This window comes from Photobacterium sagamiensis, from assembly GCF_050337085.1.
GTDB classification, from domain to species: Bacteria; Pseudomonadota; Gammaproteobacteria; order Enterobacterales; family Vibrionaceae; genus Photobacterium; species Photobacterium sagamiensis.
Genome location: NZ_JAKJSP010000018.1, coordinates 90,755 through 107,483, shown reverse-complemented (window position 1 = coordinate 107,483; position 16,729 = coordinate 90,755). Strand labels below are relative to the sequence as shown.

The 16,729-nt window shown below is 47.4% G+C and carries 10 protein-coding genes; 7 read left to right on the top strand and 3 right to left on the bottom strand.

All coding sequences use genetic code 11. The features are described 5' to 3' along the window. The first annotated feature begins 6 nt into the window (after nucleotides 1-6). The 7 genes from L4D76_RS08455 (at nucleotide 7) to L4D76_RS08425 (ending at nucleotide 11,432) form a co-directional block, all read left to right on the top strand. Complete coding sequence (locus tag L4D76_RS08455) at nucleotides 7-1,377, top strand: efflux RND transporter periplasmic adaptor subunit (RefSeq protein WP_428440472.1); 1,371 nt, start codon at nucleotides 7-9, stop codon at nucleotides 1,375-1,377. Then, complete coding sequence (locus tag L4D76_RS08450; RefSeq protein WP_428440471.1) at nucleotides 1,374-4,502, top strand: efflux RND transporter permease subunit; 3,129 nt, start codon at nucleotides 1,374-1,376, stop codon at nucleotides 4,500-4,502. The genes L4D76_RS08455 and L4D76_RS08450 overlap by 4 nt, the downstream gene beginning before the upstream one ends. A gap of 610 nt (nucleotides 4,503-5,112) precedes the next feature. Then, nucleotides 5,113-6,072 (top strand): transcriptional regulator LeuO, encoded by a 960-nt coding sequence (leuO, locus tag L4D76_RS08445; RefSeq protein WP_428440470.1) that lies wholly within the window; start codon nucleotides 5,113-5,115, stop codon nucleotides 6,070-6,072. Between the two features lie 300 nt (nucleotides 6,073-6,372). Further along, nucleotides 6,373-8,190 carry an AMP-dependent synthetase/ligase gene (locus L4D76_RS08440; protein WP_428440469.1) on the top strand — a complete coding sequence of 606 codons (1,818 nt, stop codon included), beginning with the start codon at nucleotides 6,373-6,375 and terminating at the stop codon, nucleotides 8,188-8,190. 601 nt (nucleotides 8,191-8,791) lie between these two features. Continuing rightward, nucleotides 8,792-10,510 (top strand): acetolactate synthase 3 large subunit, encoded by a 1,719-nt coding sequence (locus tag L4D76_RS08435; protein WP_428440527.1) that lies wholly within the window; start codon nucleotides 8,792-8,794, stop codon nucleotides 10,508-10,510. Beyond that, nucleotides 10,510-11,007 carry an acetolactate synthase small subunit gene (ilvN, locus tag L4D76_RS08430; RefSeq protein ID WP_107285451.1) on the top strand — a complete coding sequence of 166 codons (498 nt, stop codon included), beginning with the start codon at nucleotides 10,510-10,512 and terminating at the stop codon, nucleotides 11,005-11,007. Before L4D76_RS08435 ends, ilvN begins: the two co-directional genes overlap by 1 nt. Before the next feature lie 293 nt (nucleotides 11,008-11,300). Then, nucleotides 11,301-11,432 carry a hypothetical protein gene (locus tag L4D76_RS08425; RefSeq protein ID WP_428440468.1) on the top strand — a complete coding sequence of 44 codons (132 nt, stop codon included), beginning with the start codon at nucleotides 11,301-11,303 and terminating at the stop codon, nucleotides 11,430-11,432. 141 nt (nucleotides 11,433-11,573) lie between these two features. Here the strand turns inward: L4D76_RS08425 and L4D76_RS08420 are convergent, their stop codons facing one another. The 3 genes from L4D76_RS08420 to fusA all read right to left on the bottom strand — a co-directional run bounded on the left by L4D76_RS08420 (nucleotide 11,574) and on the right by fusA (nucleotide 16,626). Continuing rightward, on the bottom strand, nucleotides 11,574-12,218 hold the full coding sequence (locus L4D76_RS08420; RefSeq protein WP_428440526.1) for an FCD domain-containing protein: 645 nt from the start codon (nucleotides 12,216-12,218) through the stop codon (nucleotides 11,574-11,576). Between the two features lie 313 nt (nucleotides 12,219-12,531). Beyond that, nucleotides 12,532-13,944, bottom strand: a complete 1,413-nt coding sequence (gene pykF / locus L4D76_RS08415) for a pyruvate kinase PykF (protein WP_428440467.1) — start codon at nucleotides 13,942-13,944, stop codon at nucleotides 12,532-12,534. 651 nt (nucleotides 13,945-14,595) lie between these two features. Continuing rightward, complete coding sequence (fusA, locus tag L4D76_RS08410) at nucleotides 14,596-16,626, bottom strand: elongation factor G (RefSeq protein ID WP_428440466.1); 2,031 nt, start codon at nucleotides 16,624-16,626, stop codon at nucleotides 14,596-14,598. Nucleotides 16,627-16,729 lie beyond the last annotated feature (103 nt).

Below are 16,729 nucleotides of genomic sequence, written 5' to 3'. Positions count from 1 at the left end.
ATTCAGGTGAAAATCAACAGGAAGTTACTGCTCGTTCCCACCATTTTATTTGGTATTTTGGTGCTGGTTCTGGCAATTAAAATGCGCCCCTCTCCCAGTGTGAAGCCCGCGGTAAACCGGGAGCGTGCCGTTGATGTGATTAGCCTGCAGCAACAACCTCTGGCGCCGGTGGCCAGTGGTTTTGGCCGGGTAAAACCGAAGGTTGAATGGCAGGCGATTGCACAAGTTACAGGGAAAGTCGTCTATCGCCACCCTGATTTAGAAAAAGGCCGGGTTCTGGATGCCGGAACGGTCATTATCAAAATTGATCCGCTGGATTACGAATTAACACTGGCTCAGGCCGAGGCGGATATCAGCTCCAGCCAGGCACAATTGGCCAAGTTAGATCAGGAGCAGCAGAACCTCAAGGCGACACTGAAGATTGAACGTAACCGCCTGGCGATCAGCAAAAAAGAAGTGGCCCGTAAGGAAGAGCTGCGCCGGAAAGGGCTGGCTTCCCAGTCAGAATTGGACTTAGAGAAACAAGCTTATCTTGCCAGTCAGAAAACCGTTCAAGATATTGAAAACCAGCAGATCGTGTTGCCCAATGAGCGCAAGGTGACGCAGGCGCAATTACAGATCAACCAATCTCGCCAGGCAGAAGCCAGACGTTCGCTGGAAAAAACGGTCATTGTTTTGCCGATTGATGTGCGAATTTCCAGTGTCGATATCGAACAGGATCAGGTGGTGAACCTGCAACAGTCGATGCTGGTGGCTTATGGCATTGAGAAGGTCGAAATCGATGCACAGGTTGCCTTGCATGATATGCAGGTACTGGCCTCAAGCCTGACTCAATATACCGCTCATGCCGATGGCCGCCCCCGTGCAGATCAGCTCGATCTGACGGCGAGTATCCAGCTTTCCAGTGGCAGTTTTATCCAGCAGTGGCCAGCCACCGTGACCCGGATCAGTGATACCGTCAATGCTAATCAGGCCACGGTTGGGGTGATCCTTGAAGTTGATCAGGATTACAGCCAGTTATCACCAGAAACCGCCCCCCCGTTAGTTAACGGCATGTTCGTTGAAGCCAGAATTGAAGGTCAGGCGAATGCCCATTGGATCATTCCCGAGCGTGCGCTGCATGGTGAACATGTCTATCTGGTTGATAACAAAAACGGTAATAGCAAGGTATTAAAAATTCAACCGGTTAACGTGTTGTTCCGCCGTGATGGTGTCGTCGCCATAAGCGGTGAATTGGCTGATCAGCAACAACTGATCGTCAACGATCTGTTACCTGCGGTATCGGGGATGGGGCTCAGGGTGGTGAGCCTGAATGGTAAAGCGGTGGAAGATACGTCGCCAGAGCAAGCCACTACGGCAGAGGATCTTACGCCATGATCCGTTATTTCGCGCGTCATCCGACGGCCGCTAACTTGTTAATGCTGACTTTGCTGCTTCTGGGTCTGGTTGCACTACCGCAAATTAAGCGGGAAACATTTCCTGAATTTTCACCGGCTTACGTTATTGCCTCGGTGATCTATCCCGGCGCCTCCCCCCAAGAGGTGGAAGAGAGTATCTGTATGCGGATGGAAGATGCTGTCGATGGGCTGGCCAATATAGTGGAAACCCGCTGTGAAGCCGTGGAAGGCTCGGCATCTTTGGTCTTAAAGCTGACTCATAGCGATATCGTGTCGCGGATGCTGGTGGATGTACAGACTCAAATCAACGCGATTAATGATTTCCCCAACGAGATTGAGTCTCCGATTGTACGGGAGCTGGACTGGAATGAGCCAGTTGTCGATGTTGCGATTAATGCAGATACCACCTGGCCGCAACTGAAAGCGTATGCCGAACAGCTCAAACGTAAGCTAAAGCTCGATTATGGGGTGTCTTTAGTGGCGGTGAGTGGTTTTTCCGATCATCAGATCCGGATCGAGCTCAAAGAAGCCTCGTTACGCCAGTTGGGGTTGAGTGTCGGGGATGTTGCTGACCGTCTGGCGCGGCAGAATATTAAATTACCGAGCGGAAACATAGAGCTCGGAGATAAAAATTTGTTGATCCGCTTTGATGAACAAAAGATCACGCCAACGGCCCTGGCACAAACCGTTATCGGCGCAGACAGTGAAGGGGGCGTGTTGCGACTTGGCGATATCGCGACGCTTACCGATCGTTTTGAGCTCGATGAACAAAAGATCCTGTTTGATAGTCAGCCCTCCGCGATATTGAAGGTGAGTAAGAACAAAGCGGACGACGCCCTGCGCATTAAAGAGCGGGTTGCACAGTTTGTAGAAGATGAAAATCAGATCGCACCCACAGGTGTCACCCTCAACATGACCAATGATTTGTCATCGCTGCTGTGGGATCGCCTAACCATGATGGTCAGAAATGGCTGGCAGGGGGTGACATTGGTGTTTGCCACCATGTGGCTGTTTTTCACTTTCCGCTATTCATTCTGGGTTGCTGCCGGATTGCCTGTCGCTTTTCTCGGCAGTCTGTTTCTCATGGCCGGGCTTGGCCTATCCATCAATGTGATGTCATTGGTCGCCTTGTTAATGGCGATTGGTATTATGATGGATGATGCGATCGTGATCGCTGAATCCATTGCCGCCCATCTCGAACGCGGCCAGCCGGTTACCGATGCGGTGACCAATGGGGTGAAAAAAGTCTTTCCCGGGGTACTGTCATCCTATCTCACGACGGTCTGTATTTTTGGTAGCTTACTGTTTCTTCAAGGTGAGATGGGGGCGGTACTGAAGGTGGTGCCTCAGGTGTTAATTTTGGTACTGACTTTAAGTCTGGTCGAAGCTTTTTTGATTTTGCCTCACCATTTAAGTCATTCCCTGAAGAAGCAGCGCGAGCAAAGCCGCGGTGGCAAAGGGGATAAATCGGATTTGGCGTTCAAAGCCCGGTTCTTAATTAAATTTGAAGCATTCCGCCAGAAGCAGCTGGTTACTGCTGTGGAGGCAGTCGTACGCTGGCGATACCTGTTTATGGGCAGTGTGATTGCGATGCTGTTTATCTCATTCTCACTTCTTGCCGGCGGCGCTTTGAAATTTGTCGGCTTTCCTGAACTGGACGGCGACATTGCTGAAGCGCGGGTGATTCTACCGCCGGGCTCATCGCTGGCTCAGACTGAAAAAGTCGTACAGCAGATAGTGGTTGCCGCAGAAAAGCTCAATCAGCAGTGGAGTGACGGGAAAGAAGGCGGTCAAACCCTCGTTGAGCATATTACCGAGCAATATAACTTCAATGCTGATGCTGACGAAAATGGTCCTCATGTGGCGACGGTCCGACTCGATTTACTGAGCGCAGAATCACGTAAAACGGTGATCGATGACTTTATTGCCGCCTGGCGGGAAGAAGTCGGCATCATCGCAGATCCGGTGTCTCTGGTCTTTAAGCAACCGATCATGGGGCCGGGTGGCCGGGCGATTGAAATTCGCATGCAGCACGATGATTTGGATCAATTGAAGGCGGCATCGATTGAAATTCAGCAGTTCCTCAATGAGTTTGATGGGGTGTTCGGTGTGCTGGATGATATGCGGATGGGTAAGCAGGAGGTGCTGGTGAAGCTTCGTCCCGGGGCTGAAAGTTTTGGTATCGACGGGCAAATGATCGCTTCTCAGCTGCGGGCGGCTTATTTTGGCCAGACTGCCGATGAAATTCAGCTTGGTCCGGAAAATATAGAAGTAGAAGTACGCTTTGATAAGCAGGAAGCGGCCAGCCTGCAAACCTTTGCCAGTTTTCCAATTATCCTCGGTGATGGCAGCCAGATCCCACTAGCCTCAGTGGCGATGCTGGAACACCAACGCAATTATGTCCGGATCCAACGGGTGAACGGGTTGCGAACCCTGAGTGTGTTTGGTGATCTGGAGAGCAGTAAGATCAGTTCGGCTGAAGTGCTGAAGGAATTTCGCAACCGTTTAATGCCACAGTTGCAGCAGACGTATCCCGGGCTGCGGTTTGACTTTGAAGGTGAGGCCAAAGATACCGCCGAGACCGGACAATCAATGGGGGTAGGCTTTGCATTGGGAATTTTCGGTGTATTTGTGATCCTCAGCTTTCAGTTCCGCAGCTACCTGGAACCTTTTGTGGTGCTGCTGGCGATCCCGCTTGCTGCAATAGGGGTGCTCTGGGGCCATTGGCTGTTGGGGTATGCGCTGAGTATGCCGAGTATTATGGGGTTTGTATCATTGGCCGGGGTGGTGGTTAACGACTCTATTCTGCTGGTGCAATATATTCGCCATCATGTTGATGACGGTGACAGTGTTCACGACGCGGTGGTGAAAGCCAGTAGAGAGCGTTTTCGGGCGGTATTCTTAACCTCGCTGACAACCGCTGCGGGTCTGTTGCCTTTGTTACTGGAAACCAGTTTACAGGCTCAGGTTATCCAACCCTTAGTCGTTTCTATTGTGTTCGGTATTTTCACATCGACCCTGCTGGTACTGTTTATGATCCCGGCGGCTTATGCCATTCTGGCGGATTTTGGTTTGGTGCGAAAGCATGAAGCGCTAGAGGCCTGATGGTTTATTACCTGTAACCGAGAATAATGAAAACGAGGTACTGACAATTGACAGTGCCTCGTTTTTTTTACTGCGATTTTATATCCCCGATGTCGTATTACTGAGCGCGAATTGTGTGCCGAAAAGCAAATGGTATTACTGTCATGAATGATGGTTGAAGCTGTGACGGCTGATTGAATTTCTTGATTGGCTTGGTGGGGCGATGGCCGAGAATTATCCGTATTGAGTCTCTTTTTACCGTTGGTTTTAATCACTGAAACTTATTAATTGCTTCTTCAAACCTGAAAATATTACGTTGAAGTGTCATGTGAATTGAATAAAAAAGTGCCTTTTTTCGCTTATAATTACGCCTTTATTATATTTATAGTTATTTTAGGTCTTTTTAGAACTATGTAATATGTTGATGTAAATGTATTTTTATTGTGACCTTGGCTTCTGGTTTATGTTTGCTTACATTTGCTGATTTTCAGCTATTGGTTACATCAATCTATTTGATGATACTGAGCGCATCCCGAAAAAGGGTTAACTTATTTGAGAACAAGATTTCGGTTCTTTAATTTAGCGATGGCATAACGGATGCGCGCCAGATAGATTCATTTAGAGGCAATATATGACACGTAGAGGTTCTTCTATTCACCCTGCTGATGGTTACAAGGTGGAGTCAAATTTAAGAAGTGTTGATCTTAATTTATTGACAGTATTTGACGCAGTTATGCAAGAGCAAAACATCACCCGGGCAGCGCACAACCTGGGTATGTCTCAGCCTGCTGTAAGTAACGCTGTCGCTCGTTTAAAGGTGATGTTTAATGATGAACTCTTTATTCGTCATGGCCGCGGTATTCAGCCAACACAACGTGCTAAGCAGTTGTTTGGTCCAATGCGCCAGGCACTGCAGCTGGTGAAGAATGAACTGCCATCGTCAATCTTCTCGCCTGAAACTTCAACGCGTACTTTTAAGCTGGCGATTTGCAGCCCGTCGGATATGCGTTTTGCACCTCGCATCCTGCGTAATGTGACAGAGCAGGCACCGAATTTGCGTATGCAGCTTGAAGCGGAATTTGATGCTGAACTAACGCAAAAAATGCGTTATCAGGAGATTGATTTTGTTATCGACTACGTTCGCTTTGATGAGCCTGGTTTTTGCAGTAGCGAATTATTCTGCGATGAACTGGTCGTAATTGCGGCAGGTAACCACCCTAGGATCATCGGTGACACGATTTCTGATGCGATGTTTGCCTCAGAAACGCATGCGGTATTAAAGTCGCAGCCGGGCGTGAAGATGTTTGCTGATCATATCTACAATCAGCACACCTCATACCAGGATGCTTACCAGGGAGCGAGCCTGAGTAATATCATGTATGTGGTTGGTCAATCTGAATTGATTGCTGTCGCACCTCGCTGGTTAGCGGAATCTGTTGCGGAAAACCTGCAGTTAAAAGTGCTGCCTTTACCGTTTGAGTCGGCTTCTATCAGTGGTTATCTGAGCTGGCATGAATCTTCGCAGAAAGATAAAGGTCATATCTGGATGCGTGATCAGCTGCTAACCATCTGTGGCGACTCATCTTTCTGATTTTCTTAAAAGCCGGCGCCAGCCGGCTTTTTCTTTATTCTCATTTTTGCAATCTCCGGCCAGCTTCATTCAGAGTGGTCATGTACACGGGTGGCTGAGAGTTGGATAGCAGCACTTTCTTACACTTGTAGTCATTCTATTAATAATTCGTGTAAAGCCTGTTGGGACAAGGGCTGGTACTGAGAAGGTCGCGGCATAAAAGATAAATTATCCCCCTTTATGGTTGCCTTTTTTCACATCAAAGGTAGACTTCGCAGCTCAAGTGGGCTTACAAGTGTAAGCTAAAAAGGCAGAGTAGTTATGGCTGAACGTGACTTTCACATAGTAAATCGAATTCGTACCCAGATCGCCCGTTTAGGCGATCAGGTTGCTTTACGTCATCAGGTTGAAGGCCAGTGGCAAGATATTTCCTGGACTGAGTTTGGCGAGCAGATACAGCAGCTGGCATTAGCCATGTTGGCGCAAGGGCTGAACGTTCAGGATAAAGTTGGTATTTTTTCCAATAATATGCCTCGCTGGACCATTACTGATGTCGCGGCTTTGTATAATCGCTGTGTCACCGTACCTATTTACCCAACTAATACTGCGCAGCAGTCGGCTTATATCATCAACAATGCAGATGTGCGTATTCTGTTTGTCGGTGAGCAGGCGCAACACGATGCCGCTGTTGAAATGATCGAACAATGCCCGCAGCTTGAGCGTATTGTCGTGATGTCGGATGATGTGATCTTATCTGACCATCCATTAGTCTGTCATTTTAATGACTTCATCGCTTGTGCTACCCCTGACTTAGAAGCTGAACTTGAACATCGTTTAGACTCCAAAGCGATGGATGATCTGCTGACCCTGATCTACACCTCCGGTACGACAGGAACACCTAAAGGCGTGATGCTGGATTACGCAAACATTGCGTCTCAGCTTGAAGCGCATGATCAGAATCTGGCTCTGGACGAAGGTGATACGTCACTGTGTTTCTTGCCGCTTTCTCATGTTTTTGAGCGGGCATGGACGTTCTTTGTCTTGCACCGTGGCGCGGTTAACTGCTATCTGGCCGATACCAACAAAGTGCGTGAAGCCCTGGTGGAAATAAAGCCGAATGTCATGGCTGCGGTTCCTCGGGTGTACGAGAAAATTTACTCTGCAGTACATGATAAGGTCGCGCGTGCACCCTTTCATCGTAAAGTGATCTTCACCTGGGCGGTGAACATGGGGGCACGCATGGCGGCCTGCCACCAGGAAAAACGTGAGCCGTCACTGATGTTGAAGAAGGGGTATGCATTAGCAGATAAGCTAGTGTTGGCTAAACTTCGGGATTTACTGGGCGGACAGATTAAATTTATGCCGTGTGGCGGTGCGAAGTTAGATGCGAGCATTGGTCGTTTCTTCCACGCGATAGGCATTAACGTTAAGCTTGGTTACGGCATGACAGAAACCACGGCGACCGTATCATGCTGGGATGATCAGTGTTTTAATCCTGATTCTATCGGTATGTCGATGCCGGGGGCTGAAGTGAAGATCGGCGAGAACGATGAAATTCTGGTCCGTGGCCCGATGGTGATGCGCGGTTACTATAAAATGCCGGAAGAAACGGCGAAGAACTTTACCGAAGATGGCTTCTTAAAAACCGGTGATGCGGGGCGTTTCGATGAGCAGGGCAACTTGTTTATTACCGATCGTATTAAAGAGCTGATGAAGACCTCAGGCGGTAAATATATTGCGCCTCAGGTCATCGAAGGAGCGATTGGTAAAGATCACTTAATCGAACAGATTGCCGTGATTGCTGATACCCGTAAATTTGTCTCTGCACTGATTGTACCTTGCTTTGATACCCTGGAAGCGCATGCTCGCGAGCTGAACATTAAATATCACGATCGCCTTGAACTGGTCAAACATAGCCAGATTGTTGAGCTGATTGAGAAACGAGTCATTGAGTTGCAAAAAGATCTGGCACGCTTTGAGCAGGTGAAAAAATTCACCTTGCTGCCTAAATCGTTTTCGATGGAAAAAGGCGAGCTAACGCCGACTCAGAAACTGCGTCGCAAGGTCATTCATGATCGTTACCATCAGGAAATTGAGCGTATGTACGAAGAGAGCCATAAAAAATCATCTGTACGGTAAATATCAATAACTTTGAACAAAGGGGCCATATGGCCCCTTTGTTGTTTTCGGAGACTTGTTCACCATTCCCTTTCTTCTTTCTTCTTTCTTCTCTCCGCTTTAGATAAGCATTTCTATCTGAAATTTTGGTTAGTTACAGTTAATCCCCCCTGTCGTACTCGGTAAGCTCCGGATGAATATAGTTAATTTCTTCTGCATTCAGATGAATAGGTCAAACATGCTTTTCAGCAATAGACTTGATTGCTAAAAAAGCGTTAAAGTTGTTGCAGGTAACTGCTGCTTGTTATGACCGGTAGTGGCTCGCATAGCATGAAAAAGTAACAATGATTTCAATTTAGGCTAAAAATAAGCCCTAACTATGTTATATCAGCCCGTATAGCTAATTATTTATTGGGTAATGGCATTTTGTGTTTCATAGAATACTCACAAAACGTCCCATATACCTGATGACGCACAATGATAAAGTTTAGCTGCGCTATCTAACTCGGTTTGTCGTCTGTATTCGACCTCGCTTACAGACATTCACCAGTTTGCTGTTGAGCTTCATTTTATGGAAGAATTAGCTATGTGGGTTGGTGTAATCAACCTGGAGGCAAGAAATATGGAAATGTTGTCTGGCGCAGATATGATCGTTCGTTCGATGATCGATCAAGGCGTAAAACATATCTTCGGATACCCTGGCGGTTCAGTGCTTGATATCTATGATGCACTGCATGAGAAAAGTGATATTGAACACGTACTCGTGCGCCATGAGCAAGCGGCTGTGCATATGGCCGATGGTTATGCCCGTGCAACCGGTGATGTCGGTGTGGTACTGGTAACATCTGGTCCGGGCGCGACGAATGCCATTACGGGTATTGCTACCGCTTATATGGACTCAGTTCCACTGGTTGTCTTCTCTGGTCAGGTGATGAGTAATCTGATTGGTAACGATGCTTTCCAGGAATGTGACATGGTGGGTATTTCTCGCCCTGTTGTAAAACACAGCTTTCTGGTGAAAAAGCCGGAAGATATCCCTAAAATCATCAAAAAAGCTTTTTATATCGCTTCAAGTGGCCGCCCTGGCCCTGTGGTTATCGATATTCCGAAAGATATGCTAAACCCGGCTGAAACCTATCCTTACCAATATCCTGAATCGATCGCCATGCGTTCATATAATCCAACGACTCAGGGGCATAAAGGTCAAATTAAGCGGGGATTAAAAGCCTTGCAGGCCGCGAAAAAGCCGGTTCTGTATGTGGGTGGCGGTGCCATCATATCGGAGTGTAGTGAACAGCTGCTGACTCTGGCTGAATCATTGAACATACCGGTTGTAAATACCCTAATGGGTCTTGGCGCTTTTCCGGGAACCCATAAAAACTGTTTAGGCATGTTGGGCATGCACGGTACGTATGAAGCCAATATGGCAATGCATAACGCGGATCTGATCTTTGGTATCGGCGTCCGTTTCGATGATCGTACTACCAACAACGTCGAAAAATATTGTCCGAATGCCACCATTATGCATATCGATATTGACCCGTCGTCCATTTCGAAAACGATTGCCGTTGATATTCCCATCGTCGGCTCGGCCGACACAGTATTAAACAGCATGCTCAAACTGCTGGCAGAGCAGGATGGCGGCAATGATGAGCAAGCGATTGAGGGCTGGTGGGCAGATATAGAATCATGGCGTGCACGTAAGTGTCTGAGTTATGAGTCGAGTAATGAACGCATAAAGCCACAGCAGGTGATTGAATCGCTGTACAAGCTGACCAATGGTGAGGCTTATGTTGCCTCGGATGTTGGTCAGCATCAGATGTTTGCCGCGTTGTACTATCCGTTTGATAAACCGCGTCGTTGGATCAACTCTGGCGGTCTGGGCACCATGGGCTTTGGCTTGCCGGCGGCGATGGGGGTGAAGTTTGCGCTGCCCGATGCTGAAGTGGTGTGTGTCACCGGGGATGGCAGTATCCAGATGAATATTCAGGAACTGTCGACGGCATTACAATACGATATTCCGGTTAAAATCATCAACTTGAACAATCGCTTCTTAGGCATGGTTAAGCAATGGCAGGACATGATTTATCAAGGTCGCCACTCTCATTCTTATATGGATTCGGTACCGGACTTTGCTGCGATTGCTGAAGCTTATGGTCATGTCGGGGTACGCATTTCAGATCCGGCCAAACTCGATAGTGAGCTGGAAAAAGCCCTGGCATTGAAAGATAAGCTGGTTTTTGTTGATATTAGTGTTGATGAAACCGAGCATGTTTATCCGATGTTGATTCGTGGTGGCTCGATGAGTGAAATGTGGCTAAGTAAAACGGAGAGAACATAATGCGCAGGATTATATCAGTATTGCTAGAGAATGAACCCGGTGCATTGTCCCGTGTCGTTGGCCTGTTTTCTCAACGAGGCTATAACATTGAATCTCTGACAGTGGCACCAACCGATGATCCGACCTTGTCGCGTTTGAATATCACCACCAATGTGGAAGACGATGCGGCGTATGAACAAATTGAGAAACAACTGCATAAGCTGATTGATATATTAAAGGTCAGCAATGTTACCGAAGCTGAACATGTTGAGCGCGAGTTGATGTTGGTGAAAGTGAAAGCCAGCGGTTTTGCCCGGGCTGAAGTTAAACGTACGGCGGACATCTTCCGTGGATTAATTGTGGATGTGACCAGCCAGATCTATACCATTCAGCTAGCGGGAACCAGTGACAAGCTGGATGCCTTTATTGCTGCCGTGGGGGAAGCGACCGATATTGTTGAGGTTGCCCGAAGTGGTGTTGTTGGTATGGCCCGTGGTGAGCGCGCGCTAAAAGCGTAAGGCGTTTTTTATATAAGCCCAATTCAGGCATAGCCTGAGTTGGGCTTTTTGCTGCGCGTAGAAAAGACATTGTTTGTACAAATTGTCATCAAACGATGACAGTTAGACTAAAGTCTAATAAAAGGAATAATGGGAAAGAAGGAGTCAACTAACCGGCAGTTAAACGCCTGGCGTCTATTGGGTATATATCGACTTTGGTCGGAATGGGCGAGGTTGGCGGCGTTTTAGCGCATTGGATGCACGGAGATCAAAGTGAAAGGACTCTTGCTAAGAGAAGAAGAGGAGGATTAACAATGATCAATAAGTTTATAGTGCGTTTTTTGACCCTGTGCTTGTTGATGCTTGGGTTTAAAATTAGCGCGATGTATTTTCTGCTCGCAGTATTGTTGCTCAATACCCACCATAAAGAAATCTTTGGCTGGTAGGGTTATTATTCTGACGCTCTGGCTGACATCCGTCTCTGTTTTTTTCAAACAAAGACAATGTTTCGCAATCGCAGCAAAAGCTCGATCTTTGATCGAGCTTCAAATCAATCTCATAGAGTCAAGTCACTTTAAAATGCTGAATTACGCATCTTGAAGAGGTTTGGGTATATAAGTCTTAATGAACTCCATAGCCCGTTGGAAGTGGTTGTTAAGCAATTCTAGTGCTTGCGGTGTATTACGTTCCAATACCGCCTTCATCATCGCTTCGTGTTCGCCGTTATCATGATAGCGCTCTTCATAGTCGCGGCTGTGGTTAATCCAGATATGGCGATAACGTTCGATCTGTTCATACACTTCACGGTATAGCGTCAGCATGACAGGAGACTGACAACCCTCAAGCAGTGCCAGGTGGAATTCACTGTGGCGTTTTTCCCACTCAGATAAATCAACGGTCTGATCTGCTGGGTTAATACGGTTGAGTTTGTGGTAGCTGGTCAAAATATTCAGCTCCCATGCTTCGTCGCCATTGAGAATAGCGCGTTCCAGCAGGACTCTTGATAGCACCAGGTTGGTTTCAAAGAGGTCTTCGAGCTCATCGACTGAAACAGGAGCAACCCAACACCCTTTTTGGGGGGCGAATTTTACGTATTTTTTCCATGATAACTGAACAAGAGCTTCCCGGATCGGAGACGCACCTACGTTATAACGGGCTTTTAAGTCGGCAACAACAAGCTTTTGCTCTGGTGCGAGTTCACCAAGCAAGATGTCTTGTCGAATCAATTCCATGACTGTGTTGGTCAAAGTAGGACTAGACACTGAATTCCTCACAGGTTTTTTTATTGTTTTTCCCGAGAGTCCCGTCAAATGATGACGGCTGGGGATATTATTGTGATTTTCTTAGCAAGCGAAGCATGATTCTTATGGGGTTGTATTCCTTGCAAGAATCCGCTGTTGAGTGAGTATACGATTAATAAGATCAGGGTGCGATACAGAAAGGCTGGAACTGTGAATACATACCAGTATGGAGGGGAGGGGGATTAATCAGATGATATAAAAAACGGGAGCATTCGCTCCCGTTTTTTTCAGTTCAGTCTACGAATTATAGTACGTGTACTGACGTTGTATTTGTTGTACCAGAAGCAACTAGCGCACCAGATACCATAACAACGATATCGCCTTTCGCACCCAGACCCGTTTCAAGAGCAAGCTCTTTACCACGGCTGTAGAATGCATCAGTGCTTTCAATTGAATCAACAACAACAGGTGTAACACCTTTAGTCAGTGCTAGCTGAGCTGCTGTCTTAGTGTTAGTCGTTACAGCCAGAATGTTAGCTGTTGGGAAGTACTTACGTACAGAGCGTGCAGATTTGCCTGCTTCTGTTGCAACAACGATTAGAGGAGCACTTAGCTTCTCAGAGGTGTCAACAGCGCCTTTACATACCGCTTCAGTGATACGCAGACGTGAGCTGTCCAGACGTGAGCCTAGCTCTGCTTTTAGTGCTGAATCTGTACGTGCACAGATTTGCGCCATGATAGTTACCGCTTCGATAGGGTACTTACCTTTAGCAGATTCACCTGAAAGCATTACTGCATCAGTACCATCCATGATTGCGTTCGCAACGTCACCCGCTTCTGCGCGTGTAGGACGTGGGTTCTTGATCATAGAATCAAGCATCTGAGTTGCAGTGATAACGACTTTACGAGCGCGGTTACACTTCTCGATCATCATCTTCTGCGCGAAGATAACTTCTTCAACCGGGATTTCAACACCCAGGTCGCCACGAGCAACCATGATACCGTCAGAAGCTTCAAGGATTGCGTCGAAGTTGTCTACGCCTTCCTGGTTCTCGATTTTAGAGATGATCTGGATCTTCTCGCCACCGTTAGCGCTTAGTAGTTCACGGATTTCTTTAACGTCGTCTTCTTTACGGATGAAAGAAGCAGCAACGAAATCAACGCCTTGCTCACAACCAAACTTAAGGTCTGCTTTATCTTTCTCAGAAAGTGCAGGAAGTTTTACTGAAACGCCAGGTAGGTTAACACCTTTGTTTTCACCCAGGTCACCGTTGTTAAGTACTTTACACTTAACTTCAGTTTCTGTGGTTTCCAGTACTACCATCTCGATAAGACCGTCATCAACAAGGATGATGTTACCTTTAACAAGATCTTTAGCAAAACCAGGGTAAGTAACCGCAACACGGTCCTGGTTGCCAACTACAGAAATATCAGTAGTGAATGTAAACTCTTGACCAGCAACTAGAGCAAAATCATTACCGTTCTCTAGTTTGATAGTACGGATCTCAGGACCTTTAGTATCAAGCAGAATAGCCAGAGGCTTACCTGTTTCAGTCATTACGTCACGAAGATTGTCGATACGCTGACCGTGCTCTTCGAAGTTACCGTGTGAGAAGTTTAGACGCATTACGTTCATACCAGCGTTAGCTAGTTTGGTAAGCATTTCTTTAGATTCTGTTTTAGGTCCAATCGTACATACGATTTTGGTCTTTTTCATTGAGGATTGTCTCCGGACAAATTTTTACCCAAGGGAAATTTAACCACAGTGTTATACCTGAAATTTGTGAACCATTAATGTTGAATAATGGACATAAAGTGAGAAGTAGATCATAGATCTTCAACTTACCGCCTTCAGGGCGTGGTGATAATACAAATTTTTTACAAAAATATTGCCTTATGAAAGCAGTTAGTTGCTTTTATAAGGCCTGTACAGTTGACTCTTTCCTAAATTACCGCACGTTCTTAACTTCCGGCAACAGTGAAAAATGGGCTGATATCAACGATCACGCAACCATAAAGCTGTAGCCATAAATCCGCACGATAAACAAGCGCCGCATTATAACAGAGTTCTTATCTATTATCACCCTGTGATAGCGGTCATGCTTTTGGCTACCATCCTTGAAGGAATGACGGTGATTATCTACAGAATTACGAATAAAGTTTTGTCATTTATCAATAGTTGGGCGATTTATTGCTATTTTGTTTAAATAAAGTACCGATTTGTATGATTGTAGTGAAGGGGGATCAACCTCTCATTGTTAGAATGATTTATTACATATTGTTGCGGAAACGTTAGCCTGCGGACATTTATTTTTCGCAGGCTAACGCCTAGGGGATAAGGAAGGGATTACAAGGAATCCCGGGCCTCTCAGGCACTATCGCTTTCCCTATGCTCTTCGGTGAGCTGTTGCTGTAATGGGGTGGGAACCGGTTCAAAGTGGCTGAGCGACAAACTAAAACTGCCCTCTCCTCGGGTTAGTGACTTGATGCGCTTCGAGTAGTCCTGCAGCTGGGTGAGCGGTGCCTTGGCGAGGATCAAGGTACGATCCTGACTTTCCGGTTGCGAGTCGTTGATCATGCCGCGTCGGCTTGATAAATCACCGGAGATATCGCCGATGCAATCGGAAGGGATAAGGATTTTTACATCCACGATAGGCTCCAGGATAATCGGTTCTGCCTGTTTTATCGCTTCTAAAAATGCCTTACGACCAGCCGACACAAAGGCAATCTCTTTGGAATCCACGCTATGGTGCTTGCCGTCATAGACGATCACTTCCAGATCTTGCAACGGATAGCCTGCAATCGCTCCTTCTTCGAGTATCTGACGCACCCCCTTTTCCACCGCCGGTATAAACTGGCCGGGAATTGCCCCGCCCACCACCTTGTTGACAAACTTAAAGCCTTCACCGCGATCCAAGGGATTAATCTTGAGATAGACTTCGCCAAACTGCCCGGCCCCTCCTGTTTGCTTCTTATGCCGATGATGCGCTTCGGCAGGGCGGGTAATCGTTTCGCGATAGTCGATACTCGGCGCACTGGTCTGTACATCCAGTTTGTACTGCTGTTGCATTTTCTCGAGCGCAATCTTCAGGTGAAACTCGCCAATACCGGTCAGCAGGGTTTCGTTAACCCGCACCCGGTGCGTTACCTGCAGGCTTGGATCTTCAGAAGTGAGTTTTTTCAGTACATCTGAAAGTTTTTGCTCATCACCACGCCGTGCCGGGTGCACTACCAGGCTGTACATAGGGGCTGGCAAGTTAAGGCTGGTTAAATGCAAGCCGTCTTCATCATGGGAATTGTGTACAACGCTATCAAATTGCAGATCGTCAATTTTGGCGATGGCGCAAATATCGCCGGAAACGGCACGCTGAATTTCACGTCGCTGTTTACCCTGTACCTGATAGAGGTGACTTACTTTGAAGGACGTTTTTCCATCATCAATGTAGAGTTGGCTGTCGGGCGTAAGCACGCCTTGAAAAATTCGGACAAAGGCCATCCGGCCCATGTAAGGATCGACACTGACCTTAAACACATGGCCAACAGCATGATCTTGCTCGTTCAGGCTCACGGTTACCGGTTTGTCGCCACTATAAAAGAGAGGGGGATTGCTCTCAAGAGGTGATGGCATGAGCTCGCTCATTACCTGTAGCAATTGTTTCACCCCGGCGCCACTGCGGGCCGAAACAAAACAGACCGGGATCAACTGGCCATCGCGCAGTACTGCCTCAAAGGGAGCATGCAGCTGCTGCGGGCTCAGATCTTGTCCCTGTTCCAGGTAAACTTCCATCAGTTCTTCGTCGACTTCAATCACCTGATCGACCAAAGCGTCGTGCGCCTCTTCGACAGTGCTGAACAGAGTCGGCTCATCGGGATCCGGTTCAAAATAGCAGTCTACAACCTCATGTCCGTCGGGATCGGGCAGGTTAATTGGCAGGCATTGCGAACCATAGCGTTCTTTCAGCTGAGCCAAAAGTGCATGCAAGTTGATCCCATCGGCATCAATTTTGTTAATGATGATCAGGCGGCACTTTTTGTGGTCATGGGCCATTTGAAATAGCTGGTCGGAAAGCGATGCCGGCCCGGCATTGGCATCGACCACCAGCGCGACGGTCTCAACTGCCGGGTAAACGCTCATCGCACGGCCTATCAGATCACCGGCTCCCGGAGTATCGATCAGGTTAAGCTGGTTTTTTTGCCAGCAGAAGTTAACGGGGGTGGCTTCTACCGAATGCTGGTAGTCGATAGATTGACGATCAAAGTCGGTCACGGTGGTGCCCCGCTGGAGCTCACCAAGCGTTTTGATGGCGCCGGACTCAAACAGTAAACGTTCAACCAGGCTGGTTTTTCCTGAGCCGGATTGCCCAGTAAATGCGATGTTGCGAATTAGCTCCACAGACATACGTGGCCTCCTCTGGTAATCGAACAGATGGGTGGTAGCAAAATGTAATGGTGTTCGTTCAGGTGCGACTTCATTAATACCAGCGTTGCAAAACCTGTTTCTA